This window comes from Pseudoflavonifractor sp. An44, from assembly GCF_002161675.1.
Classification (GTDB): domain Bacteria; phylum Bacillota; class Clostridia; order Oscillospirales; family Oscillospiraceae; genus Enterenecus; species Enterenecus faecium.
Map to the genome: position 1 here is coordinate 21,215 of NZ_NFIH01000005.1, position 20,646 is coordinate 41,860.

Genomic DNA, 20,646 nt, shown 5'->3' on the forward strand with positions numbered 1-20,646 from the left:
GGCAAGGGAAAAAGGAGCGATACCCATGAGTAAAATTCAGATGAAGACCCCCCTGGTGGAGATGGACGGGGACGAGATGACCCGCATTCTCTGGCAGCAGATCAAAGAGGAGCTGCTGGAGCCGTATATTGACCTGAAAACCGAGTATTACGACCTGGGCCTGCGCCACCGGGAGGAGACCGGGGACCAGGTGACGGTGGATGCCGCCGAGGCCACCAAGAAGTATGGCGTGGCGGTGAAGTGCGCCACCATCACCCCCAACGCCCAGCGGGTGGAGGAGTATAACCTCTCCCAGATGTGGAAGTCCCCCAACGGCACCATCCGTGCCATTCTGGACGGCACCGTGTTCCGTGCCCCCATCATGGTGGAGGGCATCAACCCAGTGGTGAAGAACTGGGAGAAACCCATCACCATCGCCCGTCACGCCTTCGGTGACGTGTATAAGGCCACCGAAATGCGCCTGACTGGCCCCGGTAAGGCGGAGCTGGTGTTCACCGCCGCCGACGGCACCGAGCAGCGCCAGACCATCCAGGACTTCAAGGGGCGGGGCGTGGTGCAGGGCCAGTTCAACCTGGACCAGTCCATCACGTCCTTTGCCCACTCCTGCTTCCAGTACGCCCTGGATGTCAAGCAGGACCTGTGGTTCTCCACCAAGGACACCATCTCCAAGCAGTATGACCACACCTTCAAGGATATCTTCCACGACATCTTTGAAGAGGAGTACAAGGAGAAGTTTGAGCAGGCGGGCATCACCTACTTCTACACCCTCATTGACGACGCTGTGGCCCGTGTCATCCGCTCCAAGGGCGGCTTCATCTGGGCCTGCAAGAACTACGACGGCGACGTCATGAGCGACATGGTGTCCACCGCCTTCGGCTCTCTGGCCATGATGACCTCCGTGCTGGTGTCCCCCGAGGGCTACTATGAGTACGAAGCCGCCCACGGCACCGTCACTCAGCACTACTATCGCCACCTGAGAGGGGAGCAGGTGTCCACCAACCCCATGGCCACCATTTTCGCCTGGACGGGCGCCCTGGCCAAGCGGGGCGAGCTGGACGACACCCCCGAGCTGGTGGAGTTTGCCCACCGCCTGGAGAAGGCCGCCATTGACACCATCGAGTCCGGTGTCATGACCGGCGACCTGGTGGGCCTGTGGGAGGGGAAGGCCCCTGCGCAGAAGGTGACTGGCCTGGAGTTTATGAAGGCCATTGCAGCGAAACTCTAATGTGATCCGTGGCACAGCAAATGTGCCGGATGCCGAATGAAAAAAGGATGCAGTCCGCCCAGGACTGCATCCTTTTTTTGAAACCTATGGAAATGGAAGAAGTTATATGGTATGATAGAAAAAATAACAGAAAAATATACGTAAAAAGTACAATATATTGTACTTTGACTGTGATAAAAAGAAAAAGAAGTCCACAAACGTGGACTTCTCGCTCACACACTGTGAGGCCAGTCGAGCTGGCGGGTTTGGCAAAGCCGTATTTGAACCTGTCGTGTTGTCATAGATGGTAGTCTAGACGCTTTGTAGTATAGTTCATTCACCTTCGGTTGTCAATCTTTTTAGAAAGAAGTGGGAGAAAATGAAGGAGCAGTATTATGTAGGCCTGGATATTGGCACCGAGTCGGTGGGGTGGGCCGTCACCGACACCCAGTATCAGATCAAGAAAGTACACGGGAAAGCCTTATGGGGAGTGCGGCTGTTTGATGAGGCGCAGAGTGCCCGGGACCGGCGAGGCTTTCGGGTGGCCCGGCGGCGTATCCAGCGGCGGCGTCAGCGTCTGGATTGGCTGCAAGAGCAGTTTGCCCAGGCGGTGGGAGAGGTGGACCCGGGCTTTTTCCAGCGCATGGAGGAGAGCCGATTCTGGGAGGAGGATAAGCGGGGGGAGGTACCTCTGGGGAAATATACCCTGTTTGGGGACAAGTCCTTTACGGATTGGGACTACCACCATACCTATCCCACCATCTACCACCTGAGAAAAGAATTGATCTTGTCCCAGCAGCCCCATGATGTGCGCCTGGTCTACCTGGCCATCCATCATATTCTGAAAAATCGAGGCCATTTTCTCTATGGAGATATGTCTCTGGACGCCATCTCCCTGGACAAGGGGGTGGAACGGCTCAATGGGGCTTTGGAGCGGGAAGAGGCGGATCCTCTGTCTACCCAGCGTTTGGGAGAGGTGCGGGAGATCCTTCTGGATCACAAAATACGTAAGACTGCCAAGAAGGCAAAACTGCTGGAGCTATTCGGGTTGAGCAAAGAGAAAACCACAACCACCTCTGTGGTGGAGTTATTGACGGGCAGCAAGGTGAGTTTATCCGCGCTATATGGGGAGGAGGTGTCCTCGGAGGAACTCCAGAAATTGAGTTTGGAAGATGACTTTGATGGGGTAGAGGGCCCTTTGCTGGCCGCTGTGGGTGATCGCATCGAACTGGTGTTGGCCGCCAAAGAGGTGTATGACTGGGCATTGCTGGAAAAGATGCGGGATGGGGAGCAATACCTCTCGTTTGCCAAGGTAAAAGTCTACGAAAACCACCGGCACCAGCTGGAGCAGCTGAAAGAGGTGGTGAAACGGTACGGCGGAGAGGACTGCTGCCGTGAGATGTTCCATGGGACCAGAGAGGGGAACTACCCCTCGTATGTGGGGAAGGACTGCAAGAGCAGTCGGTGCGATTACGATACCTTCTGCAAGTATGTGTTAGGCAAGATGAAGGGGTGGAAGGACGCCGACGAGACCACCAAGGAGATCTATGCCCGGTTGGAGCGGCGGGACTTTCTGCGCAAACCCACCAGCAAGGACAATGGGGTGATTCCCCATCAGCTTCATCAGATGGAGCTGGAGAAGATTTTGGCCAATGCCCAGGGATATCTGCCTTTTTTGTCCCAGCGAGATGAAAGCGGCCTGACGGTGGCCGAGCGCATTGTGCGTATGTTTGCCTTCCGCATTCCCTACTATGTGGGCCCCCTGCAATCCGGCGGCCCTCACAGCTGGGTGGTGCGCAGCGGGGAGAAGATTTATCCCTGGAACTTTGACCAGGTGGTGGATCTGGAACAGTGCAGGGAACACTTTATTACCCGCATGACCGCCAAGTGCACCTACATTGGGGAGGATGTGCTGCCCAAGGACTCTCTGCTGTATAGCCGCTTTATGGTGCTCAACGAGCTGAATAACCTGCGTATCAACGGAAAACCCATTTCGGTGAAGCTGAAACAGGACATCTATACCAATTTGTTTGGGAAAGGGCGGAAGGTGACCCAGGCGGGGGTGAAAAAGTACCTCATGGTCCACCATGGTATGACCCAAGAGGACACCATCAGTGGCCTGGCCGGCGATTTCCAAGCGACTTTAGCCCCCTGGCGGCAATTTGGCTGGTTGCTGAGCCGTGACGGCGGAGCGGAGATGGTGGAAGAGATCATCCGCTATAAAGTGTTGTTTGGGGAGGATAAGAAGCTGCTGCGGGGCTGGCTGGACAAGACATATGGGGACAAACTCACCCCCCAGGAACAAAAGCAGGTGTTGGGTGTGAAATGCTCCGGTTGGGGCAGGTTGTCCCGACAATTTCTCACCCAGCTGTTCCATGTGGACCAGAACACCGGGGAGGCGTTCTCCATCATGGATCTGCTGTGGAACAGCAATGAAAATTTGATGCAGCTGCTCAGCGGGCGGTATACCTTTGCCCAGCAGGTGGAGGAGTACCGCAAGCGCAAGCAGGCGGAACACAGCCAGACCTTGAAGGAGTATCTGGCGGAGTGTTACGCCTCTCCCGGCATCAAGCGGGGCATTGACCAGACCATGGCCATTGTGCGGGAGATCGCCAAAATCATGGGTGACCCACCCGCCCGGGTGTTTGTGGAGATGGCCCGGGGGGAGGAGAAGGACAAAAAGGGGAAGGTACCCAAGTCGCGAAAGGCGCAGTTGGTGGAACTGTATCAGAAGTGCGGAGAGGAGAGCAGTCCGCTCTTTGAGCAGCTGCAAGGGGAGCCGGAGGGAAATTTACGCCGGGACAAGCTGTATCTGTACTACACCCAGATGGGAAGGTGTATGTACAGCGGGGATGTGATCTCCATTGCGGAGCTGGACTCTCGCTATGACATCGACCACATCTACCCCCAGAGCAAGACCAAGGATGACAGCCTGGAAAACCGGGTGCTGGTGCGCCGGGAGCTCAACAGCAAGAAGGGAGATACCTATCCCATCAGCGGTGAGATACGGGAGCATATGCGGGCCTTTTGGACCATGCTCAAGGGGAAGGGATTGATCAGCGAGAAAAAGTATCAGCGGCTGACACGTGCCACCGGATTTGACGCGCAAGAGCTGTCCGGCTTCATTGCCCGCCAACTGGTGGAGACCCGGCAGTCCAGTAAAATTGTGGCCCAGCTGTTGGAGCAGACCTTTGGGGCGTCCACCGAGGTGGTGTATGTCAAGGCGGGGAACGTCGCCCAGTTCCGCCAGGATCAGCGGATCACCCCGGACGGACAGTCCATCCAGGCGGGGGAATGCAAGGGAAAAGCCTATCCCCAGGATCCCTTGTTTGTCAAGTGCCGGGAGGTCAACGACTTCCACCACGCCAAGGATGCCTACCTCAACATTGTGGTGGGCAACGTCTACCATGTGAAATTTACCCGCAGCCCTGCCAATTTCCTGCGGGAGAAGGACAACCGGTATAGCCTCAACCGAATGTTTGACTTTGACGTTCAACGGGGAGGAGAGGTGGCCTGGAAGGCGGGGGAGAGCATCCAAACGGTGCGCCGCACGATGGCCAAGAACAACATTCTCTTTACCCGGCGGGCGGCTATGGAGATGGGGGGACTGTATAAGCAGACAATAAGAAAAGCGAGAGAGGCAGGAGAGTACGAACTCAGCATAAAAAGTACAGATGATAGATTGGCAGATGTACAACGGTACGGGTATTATACTGGAATCAAGACTTGCGCTTTTTTTGCGGTTCGGCATACACCAAAAAAGAAAAGCGTGGTGACGCTTGAGCCCATTTTTACCATGTACCGGGAGCGATATGAGCGAGATCCTATTGGGTACTGCACGGATATTTTGAAGCTGCACGAACCACGCATTCTGGTTCCTTGCATCAAGATCAACGCCCTGGTGGCCTTTGACGGGTTCCGTATGCACATCTCCGGCCGAACAGGCAGTCAAATTATCTATAAGAATGCCAATCAACTGGTCATTGAGCCCACATGGCAGCAGTACATCAAAGGCATTGTCAAATATCTGGAGCGGTGCAAAGTGGCGGGGCGGGAGCTGGAGCTGACCCAGTTCGACGGGATTACAAAAGCCAAAAATGTTTTACTATATGATGTGCTTCTGTCAAAGCTGGAAAATCATCTGTACTCTGTGCAATATGACTCGATTGCAAAAGTGTTTAGGGACAAACGAGAAGCATTTGTTGACCTGAGGGAGGCAGACCAGTGTCGTCTGCTCATCCAAATTCTCATATTATTTAGAAATAGAGCGACTGATATAGATATTAGTTTGATAGGTGGGCCAAAAAATAAGGGAAGAATTCGGACCTCCAATATGGTAAATCCAAAAAAGACAAAGCAATTTACTATCATAAATCAGTCTGTCACTGGCTTCTATGAGCAGACCGTGGATCTGCTGCGCGTATGAGCTGGCGGGTGGTGGTGGACACCGCTCCGGACAGATTTGAAAAGGAAGAAAAAATTGCACTTTTGCAGCTTCTGAACCGGGAAGTACGGGTAGATGGCAAGAGGCAGTATCTGCTCTACGCCCTGCATCTGTACTGCGCCAGCCTGTTTCGGGCGCTGCAGGGTGGCGATGTGTCAGAAATCACATGGGTGGAATATGAGTGGTAGATTTATGCGGGTGATCGTGTTTTTTGACCTGCCTGTGGGCACATCGGCCCAGCGGCGCAGCTACAACCAGTTTCGCAGAATGCTGGTGATTTTATGAAGCTGATGCACCCTTTGCTGTCCCGCCCGTTGGAATTGGGACGGAACCGGGTCCCGGTGCTGGCAGTGGAGTCTCCCCAGCTCTTTCGTCAATGGGTGTTGGATTTATCCGGTCAGAGCCAAGGGGAGGAGGGAAACTGGGTGCTCTCTTGCCAGGACGAGGTGTTGGACTGCGGCCAGCACCTGCTGGTGGTCAGCGACCTTCTCCACCTCTCTCTGGAGGACCGGAAGCTGCACCATCGCTTTCAGACACTGGTACACTCTCTGATGTGGGAGGAACTGGAGGTGGAAAGTACACATCTCCAGCAGAGCATTCAGGGCTATCTGGCCCGTTTGGCGTCCCAAATTCCGGTTCCCGTGGAATATGAGGAGGGGGATGCCGTGTGGCCTCTGCTCAAAGGGTTGAAATTTCAGCCGGTGCTGGATGGTGTGTCTCCGCTGGAGCGCTTGACCCAATACCTGGAGCTGTACCATCAACTGATGCCCAGGCCCTGTGTCCTGTTGGTGGGGATGCACCTGTACTTTTCCCGGCAGGAGTTGGAGCAGTTTTACCAGATGGCCCTTTATGAGAAGTGGAATGTCCTGGTGTTGGAACCACACCAGTGCCCTCCACAGCCCCAGGAGCAGTGGTGCATCATAGATCACGATGGCTGCGAGTTAAGGGTTGATTCCCCGGGAGAAATCCCGTAAAATAGAATTGGTCAAGAGAAAACCATCTAAAACAACACAGCGCAATGTCGTGGCGTACACTCTCATTTGAGGTTTGAGAGTCGTGTTGTTTTAGATGGTAGTCAAACACACGCTTTCTCGCATACACGGTTGTTGCCGTTTGAGAGTCGTGTTGTTTTAGATGGTAGTCAAACCCTCCAAAGAATTCCAGGAGACTCAGGACAGTTTGAGAGTCGTGTTGTTTTAGATGGTAGTCAAACGCACGTAGTCCTTCCCCTCTGCCTCATAGAGTTTGAGAGTCGTGTTGTTTTAGATGGTAGTCAAACTTTGGCCGGACTCCTTGAAGGACTGCATGGGTTTGAGAGTCGTGTTGTTTTAGATGGTAGTCAAACCTCAGCGCCTACATCATGTCGCTCATATCGGTTTGAGAGTCGTGTTGTTTTAGATGGTAGTCAAACCAAGAGCGAGAATGAGCGCACCGCAAAGGAGTTTGAGAGTCGTGTTGTTTTAGATGGTAGTCAAACCGGACGACATCACCGCCCATGCCATCAGCCGTTTGAGAGTCGTGTTGTTTTAGATGGTAGTCAAACCTGGAGGGGACAGGACTCTGGGGAGCGTCTGTTTGAGAGTCGTGTTGTTTTAGATGGTAGTCAAACGAGGCCATGGAAAACTTACAAAGGGCCGAGGTTTGAGAGTCGTGTTGTTTTAGATGGTAGTCAAACGGTCTGCTCCAGCTGGACAAAGGACACTGTGTTTGAGAGTCGTGTTGTTTTAGATGGTAGTCAAACACGGGAGTGGTCCGTCACTCCAACATCAGAGTTTGAGAGTCGTGTTGTCTTAGATGCAAGGGGAAAAAACCTGCGTGCAGCCTTTTCGCTGCACGCAGGTTTTCACTTTATTGGAACGTAGGTGTCAGCACCACCTTGCCCTCCACACACTTGACGTCCAGGGCCACAATGGGCTGGTCGTAGTGGTCGATGAGCAGGGTGGCGATGGCGTCCTCCAAATCCTTCTGAATCTGGCGGCGCAGGTTGCGGGCGCCGTAGACGGGGGAGAAGGAGGTGTCCACCAGGTAGTCCAGCACGCTCTGGTCGTAGGTGAAGGTGATGCCCTTGTTGCGCAGCACCTGGCTGAGCTCACCCAGCATGATCTTGGCGATCTCCTGGAAGTTCTCCTGAGAGAGCTGGTTGAAGCAGATAATCTCGTCCACCCGGTTGATGAACTCAGGGCGCAGGAAGGACTCCAGGCCCTTCATGGCCTTGTCCTTGGCCAACTGGGTGGGGGAGCGGTCAAAGCCCAGAGAGCCGCCCTTGACGTTGCTGCCGGCGTTGGAGGTCATGACGATGACGGTGTTCTCGAAGTTGACCACCTTGCCGTGGGCGTCCGAGATATGGCCGTCGTCCAGGATTTGCAGCAGCACGTTGAGCACGTCGGGGTGGGCCTTCTCGATCTCGTCAAAGAGGATGACCGAGTAGGGCTTGCGGCGGATTTTCTCGGTGAGCTGTCCGGCGTCGTCATAGCCCACATAGCCCGGGGGAGAGCCGATGATGCGGCTGACGGCGTGCTTTTCCATAAACTCGGACATGTCCAGACGGATGAGAGACTCGGGGGAGTCGAACAGGTCGGCAGCCAGCTGTTTCACCAGCTCGGTCTTGCCCACACCCGTGGAGCCCACGAAGATAAAGGACACGGGCTTGCGCTTGGCGGAGATGCCCACACGGCCACGGCGGATGGCCCGGGCCACGGCGGACACCGCCTCGTCCTGGCCCACAATGTGGGTCTTCAGGCGGTCCTCCAGATGGGCCAGACGCTCAAACTCCTGCTCCTGAATCTGGCTGGCGGGGATTTTGGTCCACAGCTCCACCACACGGGCCAGATGGGCCACGGTGAGCATGGGGTCACCCTTGGCTTTCAGCTCCTCCAGCTGGGCATTCAGCTGGGCCTGACGGCTCTTGAGCTCGGCCAGACGGCGGTAGGCCTTCTGGTTGCACTCCTCCTGGAGCTGCTCCTTCTGGGCGGTCACCTGGGACAGCTTGGTCTCCAGGTCCTGGAGCTGGCTCCGGCGCTCCTCCTGGCGGGTCTGGAAGGCGGGGTCCTCCCGGTTGGGGGCCTCGTTGTCGTCCCGGCTGATGGCCATTTCCAGGCTGTCCCGCTGCCGCTGGAGCTTCTGCTCCTGCTGCTGCAGATCTTGGATTTGGGGATTGTCGGCCCCGGTGGCGGCCAGCACCACGTCCACCTCTTTGGCGTAGTCGGCCAGCTCCTTCTCGATCTCCGCCATACGGGCCAGGTCCTTGTTGTGGAGGTTGACCTCCGAGGCGGCCTCGTCGATGAGGTCGATGGCCTTGTCGGGGAGGTAGCGGTCGGTGATGTACCGCTCACTCATGGACACCGCCAGACGGCAGATGTCCGGGGTGATGACCACGTGGTGGTAGCCCTCATAGTAGGGGGCGATGCCCTGAAGGATTTGGGTGGCCTCCTCCATGGAGGGCTCCTCCACCATCACAGGCTGGAAGCGGCGCTCCAGGGCGGTGTCCTTTTCGATATACTTGCGGTACTCGGTGAGGGTGGTGGCGCCGATGACCTGAATCTCACCCCGGGACAGGGCGGGCTTGAGGATGTTGGCGGCGTTCATGGAGCCCTCGGCGTCGCCGGCACCCACGATGGAGTGCACCTCGTCGATGACCAGAATGATGTTGCCCAGCTTGCGGATCTCCTCAATGAGGCCCTTCATGCGGCTCTCAAACTGGCCCCGGAACTGGGTGCCTGCCACCAGAGCGGTGAGATCCAGCAGGTACACCTCTTTGTCCAGCAGTTTATAGGGCACCTGCCGGTCCTGGATTTTCTGGGCCAGGCCCTCGGCAATAGCGGTTTTACCCACGCCGGGCTCGCCGATGAGACAGGGATTGTTCTTTTGGCGGCGGTTGAGAATCTGAATGGTGCGCTGAATCTCATTGTCCCGGCCCACGATGCGGTCCAGCTTGCCCTCCTGGGCTTTGCGGGTCAGGGAGATGCAGTAGTTTTCCAAAAACTTGCGCTTGGGGGGCTTGGGCGGGCCAGAGGGCTTTTCCTCTTTGCCGCCCCGGGGGCCGGAGCCCTCCTGGGGGGGCTGGGAGCCGAAGAGCTTACTGAGGAAGGGGAAGGTGGCGGTGCGCCCCTCGTCCTCCTCCTCGTCGGGGTTCTCCGGGCGGTCCTGGGCCAGCTGCTCCAGACCCTCGACGCCGCCGAAGGCGGACATCATCTCATGGGAGAGAGAGTCCAGGTCCTCGTCGGAGATGCCCATTTTCTGCATCATATCGTCCACAGGCTTGAGCCCCAGTTCCCGGGCGCATTTCAGGCAGAGACCTTCGTGTTTGGTCTCGCCGTTTTCAATTTTCGTGATAAAGATCACTGCCACGTTCTTGTGGCAGCGAGTACAAAGTGTCGGCTGCATGGTTAAACTCCTTTCGGAAGGTATCCTTTTTGGGGTACCCTACCAGAAGAATGTGAACTAGGCATGAAGAATCTGAAATTTCCCTGAAAATCACAGGAGAAGCCGATCCAACAGAGCGCCCAGTCCCTTGGGGGTGAACAGGGAGAGGACCGGGGTGGTGGGGTTGGCGGGGATGATCTCCGCCAGCTGACCCAGCCACACCAGCACAAAGACGATGAGCACTGCCTTCAAAAGCCCTGCCAACAGTCCGCCCGCGGTGTTCACCGTGGCCAGGATGGGCAGGTGGAAGGCCAGGTCCAGAATGTGGCTGAGCAAAAACCAGATCAGGAGAATGAGCAGGAAGGACAGGGCGAACAGGGTGGCCTTGGCCACCAGGTTGGCCAGGTAGTCCGCCAGCGCGCTGGCTACCGTGGTCCCGCCCTCACTGGGGATGGACGCTTCGTTCTTGGCCTGGTCCAGGAAGTAGGAGAAACCGGCGAACAGGCCCTGCTCCTTCATGGACTCCAGCAGCTGGTCCAGGGTGTAGTCGGGCTCCGCCTGCTGGGTGATGTTGCCGGGAATGCTCAGGCCGGGGTCACCGGAGTCGGTCTCCTCCCCCTGGGGCTCGGCCCCACGGATAGCCTGGTAGATGGCAGGCTCCATAATGTGAGCCACAGGGCCGTGGAACTGGGTGGAGATGAACTGTGCCCCGAAGAAGGCCAGAAACAGGCCCAGCAGTCCGCACAGGGTGAGGATGAGGCCCTTTTTGGCGCCACGCCAGGCGAAGAAAGCCAGGATAACGACGATGGCGGCATCGAAAATATAAGCGGTCATGGAATCCTCCTTAACTATACGCCCTCAGGGGCAATCTCATTCGTTTAAGGCACGTAGAAGCTGGCACTGTCTGCGGAGATGAGCACGGCAGAGCCGTCCTCCATGAGCAGCACCTGACGGGCGCCCTGGGTGCTGTCCAGGGTGGCGTACAGCTCCAGGTCCTTGGTGTAGATGTTCAGCTGCTTGCCTGTGAGCACGGCGATATACCGCCCGGCAGCGGACAGGGAGAGCACCTGCTGGTCGATCTCCAGGCTCTTGTGGGAGCCGTCGGAGGAGACCACCCACAGCTCGCCCTGGCTGCCTGCCCGGTACTTGGCCAGCAGAGCCACGGCGAAGCCGTCCCCGGCCAGGGAGTAGCGCTTGAGGTGCATGTCGTTCCAGTCGATGACGGCGTTGTTGCCCTCGTGGTCGGTGAGGGTCAGGTTCTGGTCGGAGATGGACCAGACCTGGGAGACGGTGTGGCGGGTCTCCAGAACCACCGAGGAGCCCAGATCACTGGTGAGGTTGGGCTCAAAGTTCCCCGAGTCCGTGGTGTTCAGGGTGTACAGGGAGAGGGTGGAGTTAAACACGCCGTCGGTTTGCCCCACATTGAGGATGGACAGGGTTTGGCCGTCGTCGGACAGAGCGGCGTCCATGACATAGGCGGAGGAAAGGTTGACGCTCATCATGGGCTCATAGTCGGTGCTGTACACCGTCACAGAACCCTTGTAGCCGCTGGTCTGGCTGACTACGGTGAGCTGTCCGTTTTGGTTGAGGTGGGCGGAGAGGAGGGAGGTCAGGTCGGTGGCCGACCAGATCACCTCCCGCTGGCCCAGCACGTACAGGGAGGAGCCCCCGGCGTCATAGATCACAGCCAGAGAGCCGTTGGTGTCCACCACGGGGTTATCCATGTCCACGGACAGGTCCACATACTGGGTGCCGCTGCCGGAGTACAGGGAGATGGAGGTGGAGGAGCACACCAGCAGGTCTCCGTCCAGCACGGCGAAGGTGTCGTCCAGGCTGCCGTCGTGGGGGAAGGAGTCGGCCTGGCCGCTGTCGTTGAGCACCAGGGAGCGGTAGTGGAGCCACCGCTTGAAGTTGTCCAGGGACAGCCGATCCCGGAACACCACCACGGCCACGGCCCCCAGGACCACCAGGACGGCCAGGAGAAAGAGCAGAACCCGCACCAAAAACTTGGGCTTTTTGGGCTGGGTGTTGGATTGGTTATTCGTTGTGTCTTCCATAATCGTATACCTCAAAAGGCGGCGGCGCACACAGGCGCCGGAGTATCGTCACAGTACGTCCTCGTCATACCACAGGTTGGTCATATACAGCCCGTCCGGCGGGGCGGTGGGCCCGGCCAAGGTGCGGTTGCGGGAGGAGAGGATGTCCGGGATATCCTCGGGGGCCAGCTTGCCCTCGGCGGCATAGATGCAGGTGCCCACCATGGCCCGGACCATGTTGTACAAAAAGCCGTCGGCGCACACCCGACAGTCGATGATCTGTCCCTTGCGCTCAATGTCGAAGTAGTGGACGGTGCGCACCGTGGTGCGGGTCTCGGTGCCCACCGAGCGCACGGCGGCAAAGTCGTGGGTGCCCACAAACTGGGCGGCAGCCGCCGCCATAATGGACTCGTCCAGATGGCGGGGGTAGAACCACACCCGGTTGACATAGAAGGGGTCCCGGATGCGGGAGTTGTAGATGCGGTAGGTGTATTCTTTTTTCAGACAGGAGCCGATGGCGTTGAAGTCATCGGGCACCAGGGTGGCCTTGGACACCACAATGTCGTCGGGCAGGCGGGTATTCACCGCCAAAGGCAGCCGCTCCAGGGGGATGCCGGAGGTGGTGCGGAAATTGGCCACGTAGGTGCGGGCGTGGACCCCGGCGTCGGTGCGGCCCGCCCCGGTGACTTTCACCGGGTGATTGACCACAAAGGACAGGGCCTTTTCCAGAGTCTCCGCCACGGAGACGGCGTTTTTCTGCACCTGCCAGCCGTGGTAGGCGGTGCCGGTATAGCTCAGGCGCAGGGCAATGTTACGGGATTGCATAGGAACACCTCATAGATAAAATGGGGGGCGCTCATAGACCCACGTGGGCCAGCAGGCCCACCGCCACGGCCACCACCACCAGGCCCAGGAGAAACAGCCAATCGGCGGGGCGCAGGTGTAGCTCCCGCATCCGGGTACGGCCCGTCCCGCCGCAGTAGCAGCGGCACTCCATGGCGGTGGCCAGCTCGTCCGCCCGGCGAAAGGCGGAGATGAACAGGGGCACCAGCAGGGGAATGAGGGCCTTGGCCTTGCGGATGAGGCCGCCGGAGTCGAAGTCGGCCCCTCGGGCCCGCTGGGCGGACATGATCTTGTCCGTCTCCTCAATGAGAGTGGGGATGAAGCGCAGGGCGATGGACATAATCATGGCCAGCTCGTGCACCGGCACCTTCACCTTCTTCAGGGGGGAGAGCAGGCTCTCCAGACCGTCGGTGAGGGCCAGGGGGGAGGTGGTGTAGGTGAGCAGGAAGGTGGCACAGATGAGCATGAGAATGCGTACCACCATGAAAAAGGCGTGTAAAATGCCCTCATAGGTGATGGTGAAAACCCAGAAGGACACCAGAGGGGTGCCGGGGGTATAGAACATGTTCAAGACAGCGGTGAAGATCAGCAGGAAAATCACCGGCTTCATGCCCCCCAGCAGGGTTTTGGCCCGGATGTGGGCCACAGCGCAGCCCCACACCAGCAGGGCCAGCATGATGCCGTAGGTGACAAACCAGTTGGCCAAAAACAGGGCCACCACATACACCAGAAGCCCCGCCAGCTTGATGCGGGGGTCTACCCGGTGGAGAAAGGAGTTGCCGGGGAAAAATTGCCCCAGGGTAATGTCCTTGAGGTTCATGCCTGCGCCCCCTTTCGGGCCAGCAGGATGGCATCCCGGGCCTGTTCTACGGTGTACACCGAGGCGGGGACCTGGTAGCCCATGTCCCGCAGCCGGGCGAACACCCGGGTCATCTCGGGCACGCCCAGGCCCATCCGCTCCAGCTCGGCCCCGTGGGAGAACACCTCTTGGGGGGTACCGGAGTAGGGAATGGTGCCGTCCCGGAACACCACCAGCCGCTGGGCCTCCCGGGCCACCTCGTTCATGGAGTGGGACACCAGAATGATGGCGGCCTTTTTCTCCCGGTGGTAGGCCCGGATGTTGCCCAGAATCTGAGCGGCTCCGGCGGGGTCCAGCCCGGCGGTGGGCTCGTCCAGAATGAGCACCTTGGGCTCCATGGCGATGACCCCCGCAATGGCCACCCGGCGCTTTTGGCCGCCGGACAGGTCAAAGGGGGACTTTTCCAGGGTGTGGTCGGACAGGCCCACAAAGCGGGCGGCCTGCCGTACCCGGCGGTCCACCTCGGCCTGGTCCAGCCCCATGTTGGTGGGGCCGAAGGCAATGTCCCGGTACACCGTCTCCTCAAACAGCTGGTACTCCGGGTACTGGAACACCAGGCCCACCTGGAAGCGCACCTGACGGGTGCGCTCCTTGGAGCCCCAGATGTCCTCTCCCTCAAAGAGCACCTGCCCCGAGGTGGGGCGGAGAAGACCGTTGAGGTGCTGCATCAGGGTGGATTTGCCCGAGCCGGTGCGGCCAATGACCGCCAGATATTCCCCTGGGGCCACGGTCAGGTCCACGTTTTGCAGGGCCACGTGCTCAAAGGGGGTGCCTTGACTATAGATATGGGTGAGTTGTCTGAGTTCAATGATAGGCGTCATAGATACGGGCCTCTCTTATCGGGGTAGAATGTGGGCCAGTGCCTGGGCGCAGTCCTCGCAGGTGAGGACGTCCAGGGGCACGTCCAGCCCGGCCTGGCGCAGCTCGTACAGCAGCGCCACCGAGTCCGGCACTTCCAGCCCCAGGCGGCGCAGCCCCACCACGTTTTGAAAGACCTGGGCGGGGGGGCCGTCCATGACCACGTGGCCGTTGTCCATGACCACCAGCCGCTGGGCCCGGGCCGCCTCGTCCATGTGGTGGGTAATGAGCACCACCGTCATACCCAGCTCCCGCTGGAGACGGCATACCGTGTCCAGCACTTCCCGGCGTCCCACCGGGTCCAGCATGGCGGTGGGCTCGTCCAGCACAATGCACCGGGGACGCATGGCCAGCACGCCAGCGATGGCCACCCGCTGCTTCTGGCCGCCGGAGAGCAGATGGGGAGCGTGGCGGGCATATTCCGTCATGCCCACGGCCTCCAGGGCCTCGTCCACCCGGCGGCGGATTTCCGCCGAGGGCACCCCCAGGTTCTCCGGGGCGAAGGCCACGTCCTCCTCCACCACGCTGGCCACAATCTGGTTGTCCGGGTTTTGGAACACCATACCCACCGTGCGGCGGATGTCCAGCAGCTTGTCCTCGTCGGTGGTGTCCATGCCGTCCACGTATACCTTGCCCGCAGTGGGCAGGAGGATGGCGTTGAGGTGCTTGGCGAAGGTGGACTTGCCCGAGCCGTTGTGGCCCAGAATGGCCACGAAGGAGCCGGCCTCAATGTCCAGATTGACTTGGTCCAGCACCGTGGGGGCTACCCCTTCGGCGGTGGTGTAGCGAAAGGTCAGGTCTCTGGCCTGGATGATGGGATTAGCCATGGTAGACATGCTCCACGGAAGATGCCACCCAGCGCCCGGTGGCGCCGCAGGGGAGCGCCAGCCCGGTCTGGGTCACCGGCAGGCCCAGCTCGTCGGACACGGTGCGCCCGCCGAACTTGCCGCCGATGACGGTCTGCAAAATATAGGTCAGCACCGACGGGGCCAGGCCCGTGGTGTAGGAATTGAGAATTACAAAGAGGGGGTCATCGCTGAGGACGTTGGACACCAGCTCCACAAAGGGGTACAGGTTCTCCTCCAGCTTCCACACCTCACCGGAGGGGCCCCGGCCATAGGAGGGGGGGTCCATGATGATGGCATCGTAGCGGCGGCCCCGGCGGATCTCCCGCTCCACGAACTTGGCGCAGTCGTCAATGATCCAGCGGATGGGCTTGTCCTCCAGACCCGAGGACTTGGCGTTTTCCCGGGCCCACTGCACCATGCCACGGGCGGCGTCCACGTGGCACACGCTGGCCCCGGCCGCGGCGCAGGCCACCGTGGCCCCGCCGGTGTAGGCAAACAGGTTCAGCACCGAAATGGGGCGGCCCGCCCGGCGGATGAGGTCCTGGGCAAAGTCCCAGTTGGCCGCCTGCTCGGGGAACACGCCGGTATGTTTAAAGTTCATCAGGCCCACGTTCAGGGTCAGTTCTTTATAGTGAATCTGCCACCGCTCGGGCACCTGCTTGGAGGCCCACTGGCCGCCTCCGGTGTGGGAGCGGGAATAGCGGGCGTGGGCCGTCTTCCAGCCCTTGTTCTGGCGGGGGGTATTCCAAATGGCCTGGGGGTCCGGGCGCACCAGCAGGTGAGAGCCCCAACGCTCCAGTTTTTCTCCACGGCCGCAGTCCAGCAGCTCATAATCTTTCCAATTTTTGGCCAACCACATGAGCACATTCTCCTCATTATATAATCAACGTATTATACTACACAGGTGGGAATTAGTCAAACCCGTGGGGGACGAAAAAACACCCCACGGAAGGGGGAACATTCCGTGGGGTGAGGGGATTAGACTTCGATGGGGTACTTGCCGGTGAAGCACCCGTCGCAGAACCCGCAGTCGGCCTGGGGGGCGATCTGGTGCAGGGCCTCCAGAGACAAGAAGTGGAGGGAATCGGCCCCAATCATCTCCCGCATCTCCTCCTGGGTGTAGTTGCAGGCGATGAGGGCGTCCCGGTCGGGGATGTCGGTGCCGAAGTAGCAGGGGGCAATAAAGGGCGGGGCAGAGGAGTACATGTGTACCTCCGTGGCCCCCGCCTCCCGGAGCAGGGAGACAATCTGCTTGGAGGTGGTGCCCCGGACGATGGAGTCGTCCACCATTACCACCCGCTTGCCCGCCACACAGCTGGCCAGAGCCCCCAGCTTGATGCGCACCGCCTGTTCCCGGCTCTCCTGGCCGGGGGTAATGAAGGTGCGGCCAATGTAGCGGTTTTTCACCAGGCCCACCCCGTAGGGAATGCCGGACTCCTCAGCAAAGCCCATGGCGGCATCCAGCCCGGAGTCGGGCACGCCGATGACCACGTCCGCCTCCACAGGGAATTCCCGGGCCAGCAGCCGCCCGGCGTTGCGCCGGGCCAGGTGCACCGACTGGCCGCACAGCACCGAGTCGGGGCGGGCGAAGTAGATATACTCAAAGATGCACATATGGCTGGAGGAACCCTGACAGTTCTCCCGGATGGAGCGCACCTGGGTGCCCTCCACCACCACGATCTCGCCGGGGTCCAGCTCCCGCTCGAACTCTGCCCCCACGGCGTGGAGGGCGCAGCTCTCCGAGGCGAAGATCACCGCATCGCCCCGGCGGCCCATGCACAGGGGGCGGAAGCCCCAGGGGTCCCGGACGGCGATGAGCTTCTGGGGGGACATGACCAGCAGAGAGAAGGCGCCCCGCAAGCCCTTGACCGCCCGGCACACCGCCTCTTCGGCGGAGGCGCAGCGCAGCCGCTCCTGGGCGATGGCGTAGGCGATGAGCTCGGAGTCGGTGGTGGTCTGGAAGATGGCGCCCCGGTACTCAAAGAAGGTGCGCAGTTCCGCCGTGTTCACCAGGTTGCCGTTGTGAGCCACCGCCAGGGTGCCCTTGACGTACTTGAGGGTCAGGGGCTGGGCGTTTTCCCGCTGCCCGCCGCCGGTGGTGGCGTAGCGCACATGGCCCACGGCCATGGTGCCATTGAGACGGTCCAGCACGTCGGGGTGGAACACGTCTCCCACCAGGCCCACATCCTTGTGGAAGGAGAGCACACGCTGGTTGATGGTGGCGATGCCACAGGCCTCCTGCCCCCGGTGCTGGAGGGCGTACAGGCCGTAATAGGTGGTGCGGGCACAGTCCCCGTGGGGGTCGCTGATGCCGAACAATCCGCATTCCTCGTGAATGGACATAGTCATTCCTCCTGGGAAAAAATCAAATGGGCGCTGCGACCACAATGGCCACAGCGCCCTTGCTGTCGTCATACGCCCATTATAGCGGAGTAGACGGGAGCTTGTCAATCTGCGAATTGCCGAAAAATGGCTCTTAGCGCAAGGTGGCGCCCAGCTCAGAGGCCAGGGCGGCCAGAATGTGCTGCACCTCGGTCTCCGCCTCCTCGCCGGTGAGGGAGCGGTCGTCGGCCCGGAGGGTGAGGTTGAAGGCCACGGACTTCTTGCCGTCCTCCACGCCCTTGCCCCGGTAGATGTCGAAGAGGGTCACGTGTTTCAGCAGGCCGTGGGCGGCGTTCTGGATGCAGGCCTCCAGGGCGCCCACGGTGACGGCCTCGTCGCACACCACAGCGATGTCACGGGTGACGGCGGGGAACTTGGGCAGGGGGGTGTACACGGGGTCAGCGCCCTTGGCCTGGGCCAACTCGTCCAGGGCCAGCTGCGCGCAGTACAGCTCGCCGTCCACGCCGTAGTTCTGAGCCACCAGGGGGTGAATCTGGCCGAAGAAGCCCACACAGTCAGAGCCCACCCACACCTCGGCATAGCGGCCGGGGTGGTAGGACACCAGCTCGGTGAGGCCGGAGCCGGTGCGGAAGGTGACGTCGCTGGCCCGCAGGTCCTTCAAAATGGCCTCAATGCACCCCTTCATGGTGTAGAAGTCCATGTCGGAGCCATAGGCGCCCAGGGTGAGGGTCTTGGACTCCACCGCCAGGCCATCCTCGCCGCCGGGGGCGTAGGTGCGGCCCACCTCGTACAGGCGTACGTTCTGGTTGCGGTAGTTGTAGTTGCGGGTGAGAATCTCCAGCATGGAGGGGAGGGTGGTGGTGCGCATGATGGAGGTGTCCTCGCCCAGGGGGTTTAAGATCTTCAGAGAGTTACGGCCCAGGTAGTCCGCGGGCCAGTTGATTTTGTCGTAGCAGGTGGGGGAGATGAAGGAGTAGGTGATGATCTCATCATAGCCCATGGTGCGGCACATGCTGCCCAGCTGACGCTCCAGCAGCTCCTCATCGGAGTAGCCGCCCAGGGTGGTCTGGCCCCGCATGAGGGTGCAGGGGATGTTGTTGTAGCCGTAGAACCGGGCCACTTCCTCGGCAAGGTCTGCCATGCCGATGACATCGCCACGCCAGGAGGGAACGGTGACCTGGTTGCCTTCCACCTGGAAGTCCAGGCTGCGCAGGATGCGCACCATCTCCTCTTCGGCCACATCGGTGCCCAGCAGGGCATTGATGCGGTCGGGCTCCAGGGTGAGCACCCGGGGCTGGGGCACGTAGTTGAGGATGTCGATGATGCCATCCACCACGTCACCGGCGCCCAGCAGTTCCACCAGCTCACAGGCCCGCTGCACGGCGGGGAGGGTGTTCATGGGGTCCAGGCCCTTCTCAAACTTGGCGCTGGCCTCGGTGCGCATACCCAGGGCCAGAGCGCCCTTGCGGATGGTGGCGCCGTCAAAGCAGGCGGACTCGAACACCACGTCCACGGTGTCGTCCACGATCTCGCTGTTCTCGCCGCCCATGATGCCAGCCAGGCCCACGGCCCGGGTCTCGTCGGCGATGACCAGGTGGTTGGCATTGAGGGTGTGGCTCTTGCCGTCCAGGGTGGTCAGCTCCTCGCCCTCCTGGGCACGGCGGACGATGATCTTGCCGCCGTGGACATAGCGGTAGTCAAAGGCGTGCATGGGCTGGCCATACTCCAGCATCACGTAGTTGGTGATGTCCACGATGTTGTTGATGGGACGCACGCCCATGGAGCGCAGCCGCTCCCGCATCCACTTGGGGGAGGGGCCAATCTTCACGTTGCGCACCATCCGGGCGGTGTACCGGGGCACCAGATCGGCGGCGGGGGTCTCCACATCCAGCAGCTCCATGAGGTTGCCCTGGGCTCCGCCCTTCACCACGGGCTCGTGGAGGGTGAGGAGGGCGCCAAAGGTGGCGGACACCTCCCGGGCCAGGCCGATGACGGACAGGCAGTCGGGGCGGTTGGGGGTGATTTCAAACTCCACCACGTGGTCGTCGGCGTTGATGATGGGCTTGATGTCGTCGCCGGGCTGGCAGTCCTCCCGGAGCACGAAGATGCCGTCGGGGATGCAGTGGGGGAACTCTGCCTGCTGGGCGTGGAGGTCCGCCAGGGTGCAGATGGCGTCGGTCTTGGTGTTGTAGGCCACCAGATCCCCCTCGTGGAGGTTGGGGCAGCCGGTGTCGGGGGCGGCGGTGCCGTCACCGGTATCCAGGCAGGTGTGGAAGGTGCCGTCGGGCTGGGAGGTGCACTCCAGGACCTTGGCGGCCACCACGGGGCCGTAGATCTTGTCGCCGGGCTTGATATCGGCGGAGATGGAGGGCTTGGCGGGGTCCAGGGGCTTGTAGTCCCCCAGAATGGCGGCGGGGGTGATGGCGGCGTAGGGGAAGTCCCGCTCGTCCAGGCCCAGCTCCAGCAGGCCGCACATCATGCCGTTGGACAACACGCCACGCAGCTTGCCCTTCTCAATCTTCTTGCCACCGGGCAGGGTGGACTTGTGCAGGGCCACAGGCACCAGGTCGCCGGGATGGACGTTCCAGGCGCCGGTGACGATCTGCACCGGCTCGGCCTGGCCGGCGTCGATCTGGCAGACCCACATGTGGTCGGAGTCGGGGTGGCGCTCCATGGACAGGATGCGGCCCACCACCACGTTGGAGATCTCGGCGCCCAGGTCGTGGGTCAGCTCCACCTTGGACCCGGACAGGGTCATGGCCTCGGCAAAATCATGGTCATTGGCGTCTACGGTGACAAATTCACGCAGCCAGTTTCTGCTTAAATTCATGGTAATGTTCCCCTCTTTC

Annotated in this window: 14 protein-coding genes and 1 CRISPR repeat array; of the genes, 4 read left to right on the forward strand and 10 right to left on the reverse strand. The window is 60.2% G+C overall.

Annotation, left to right across the window (positions count from 1 at the left end):
* Positions 1-25 precede the first annotated feature (25 nt).
* From B5F98_RS03475 to csn2, 4 genes are all read left to right on the forward strand, one after another.
* Positions 26-1,225, forward strand: a complete 1,200-nt coding sequence (locus B5F98_RS03475; protein ID WP_087369627.1) for an NADP-dependent isocitrate dehydrogenase — start codon at positions 26-28, stop codon at positions 1,223-1,225.
* Between the two features lie 358 nt (positions 1,226-1,583).
* A complete protein-coding gene (gene cas9 / locus B5F98_RS03480) occupies positions 1,584-5,630 on the forward strand; it encodes a type II CRISPR RNA-guided endonuclease Cas9 (RefSeq protein WP_087369628.1) in 4,047 nt (1,348 codons plus the stop codon).
* Positions 5,627-5,836, forward strand: a complete 210-nt coding sequence (locus B5F98_RS03485) for a hypothetical protein (protein WP_087369629.1) — start codon at positions 5,627-5,629, stop codon at positions 5,834-5,836. The genes cas9 and B5F98_RS03485 overlap by 4 nt, the downstream gene beginning before the upstream one ends.
* 93 nt (positions 5,837-5,929) lie before the next feature.
* Positions 5,930-6,622 (forward strand): type II-A CRISPR-associated protein Csn2, encoded by a 693-nt coding sequence (gene csn2, locus B5F98_RS03490; RefSeq protein ID WP_087369630.1) that lies wholly within the window; start codon positions 5,930-5,932, stop codon positions 6,620-6,622.
* A gap of 71 nt (positions 6,623-6,693) precedes the next feature.
* A CRISPR array of direct repeats spans positions 6,694-7,455; the repeat unit is 36 nt; unit sequence GTTTGAGAGTCGTGTTGTTTTAGATGGTAGTCAAAC.
* Positions 7,456-7,496: 41 nt separating this feature from the next.
* Here csn2 and B5F98_RS03495 read toward each other — a convergent pair.
* From B5F98_RS03495 to pheT, 10 genes are all read right to left on the reverse strand, one after another.
* Positions 7,497-10,031, reverse strand: a complete 2,535-nt coding sequence (locus tag B5F98_RS03495; RefSeq protein WP_087369631.1) for an ATP-dependent Clp protease ATP-binding subunit — start codon at positions 10,029-10,031, stop codon at positions 7,497-7,499.
* A gap of 90 nt (positions 10,032-10,121) precedes the next feature.
* Positions 10,122-10,844, reverse strand: coding sequence for a CvpA family protein (locus B5F98_RS03500; protein WP_087369632.1), 723 nt, complete (start codon positions 10,842-10,844; stop codon positions 10,122-10,124).
* 44 nt (positions 10,845-10,888) lie between these two features.
* Entirely contained in the window at positions 10,889-12,067 is a 1,179-nt protein-coding gene (locus B5F98_RS03505) for a DUF5711 family protein (RefSeq protein ID WP_087369633.1), read from the reverse strand.
* Positions 12,068-12,115: 48 nt separating this feature from the next.
* Positions 12,116-12,871 (reverse strand): tRNA pseudouridine(38-40) synthase TruA, encoded by a 756-nt coding sequence (gene truA / locus B5F98_RS03510; protein ID WP_087369634.1) that lies wholly within the window; start codon positions 12,869-12,871, stop codon positions 12,116-12,118.
* Positions 12,872-12,902: 31 nt separating this feature from the next.
* Positions 12,903-13,709 carry an energy-coupling factor transporter transmembrane component T gene (locus B5F98_RS03515; RefSeq protein WP_087369635.1) on the reverse strand — a complete coding sequence of 269 codons (807 nt, stop codon included), beginning with the start codon at positions 13,707-13,709 and terminating at the stop codon, positions 12,903-12,905.
* Complete coding sequence (locus B5F98_RS03520) at positions 13,706-14,569, reverse strand: energy-coupling factor transporter ATPase (RefSeq protein WP_087369636.1); 864 nt, start codon at positions 14,567-14,569, stop codon at positions 13,706-13,708. Before B5F98_RS03520 ends, B5F98_RS03515 begins: the two co-directional genes overlap by 4 nt.
* Before the next feature lie 15 nt (positions 14,570-14,584).
* Entirely contained in the window at positions 14,585-15,433 is an 849-nt protein-coding gene (locus B5F98_RS03525; protein WP_087369637.1) for an energy-coupling factor transporter ATPase, read from the reverse strand.
* Positions 15,426-16,313: a class I SAM-dependent methyltransferase gene (locus tag B5F98_RS03530; protein WP_087229100.1), complete on the reverse strand. Its 888-nt coding sequence runs from the start codon at positions 16,311-16,313 to the stop codon at positions 15,426-15,428. Before B5F98_RS03530 ends, B5F98_RS03525 begins: the two co-directional genes overlap by 8 nt.
* A 119-nt stretch (positions 16,314-16,432) precedes the next feature.
* Entirely contained in the window at positions 16,433-17,797 is a 1,365-nt protein-coding gene (gene purF / locus B5F98_RS03535) for an amidophosphoribosyltransferase (protein WP_087369638.1), read from the reverse strand.
* 133 nt (positions 17,798-17,930) lie between these two features.
* Positions 17,931-20,627, reverse strand: coding sequence for a phenylalanine--tRNA ligase subunit beta (pheT, locus tag B5F98_RS03540; protein WP_087369639.1), 2,697 nt, complete (start codon positions 20,625-20,627; stop codon positions 17,931-17,933).
* Positions 20,628-20,646: the final 19 nt, after the last annotated feature.

What these genes read in the sequence shown, in the direction of transcription:
- B5F98_RS03495 (WP_087369631.1), bottom strand. Translation starts at nt 10,031, where the DNA reads ATGCAGCCGACACTTTGTACTCGCTGCCACAAGAACGTGGCAGTGATC.
- truA (WP_087369634.1), bottom strand. Translation starts at nt 12,871, where the DNA reads ATGCAATCCCGTAACATTGCCCTGCGCCTGAGCTATACCGGCACCGCC.
- B5F98_RS03525 (WP_087369637.1), bottom strand. Translation starts at nt 15,433, where the DNA reads ATGGCTAATCCCATCATCCAGGCCAGAGACCTGACCTTTCGCTACACC.
- cas9 (WP_087369628.1), top strand. Translation starts at nt 1,584, where the DNA reads ATGAAGGAGCAGTATTATGTAGGCCTGGATATTGGCACCGAGTCGGTG.
- B5F98_RS03500 (WP_087369632.1), bottom strand. Translation starts at nt 10,844, where the DNA reads ATGACCGCTTATATTTTCGATGCCGCCATCGTCGTTATCCTGGCTTTC.
- B5F98_RS03530 (WP_087229100.1), bottom strand. Translation starts at nt 16,313, where the DNA reads ATGTGGTTGGCCAAAAATTGGAAAGATTATGAGCTGCTGGACTGCGGC.
- pheT (WP_087369639.1), bottom strand. Translation starts at nt 20,627, where the DNA reads ATGAATTTAAGCAGAAACTGGCTGCGTGAATTTGTCACCGTAGACGCC.
- B5F98_RS03520 (WP_087369636.1), bottom strand. Translation starts at nt 14,569, where the DNA reads ATGACGCCTATCATTGAACTCAGACAACTCACCCATATCTATAGTCAA.
- csn2 (WP_087369630.1), top strand. Translation starts at nt 5,930, where the DNA reads ATGAAGCTGATGCACCCTTTGCTGTCCCGCCCGTTGGAATTGGGACGG.
- B5F98_RS03505 (WP_087369633.1), bottom strand. Translation starts at nt 12,067, where the DNA reads ATGGAAGACACAACGAATAACCAATCCAACACCCAGCCCAAAAAGCCC.
- B5F98_RS03475 (WP_087369627.1), top strand. Translation starts at nt 26, where the DNA reads ATGAGTAAAATTCAGATGAAGACCCCCCTGGTGGAGATGGACGGGGAC.
- purF (WP_087369638.1), bottom strand. Translation starts at nt 17,797, where the DNA reads ATGTCCATTCACGAGGAATGCGGATTGTTCGGCATCAGCGACCCCCAC.
- B5F98_RS03515 (WP_087369635.1), bottom strand. Translation starts at nt 13,709, where the DNA reads ATGAACCTCAAGGACATTACCCTGGGGCAATTTTTCCCCGGCAACTCC.
- B5F98_RS03485 (WP_087369629.1), top strand. Translation starts at nt 5,627, where the DNA reads ATGAGCTGGCGGGTGGTGGTGGACACCGCTCCGGACAGATTTGAAAAG.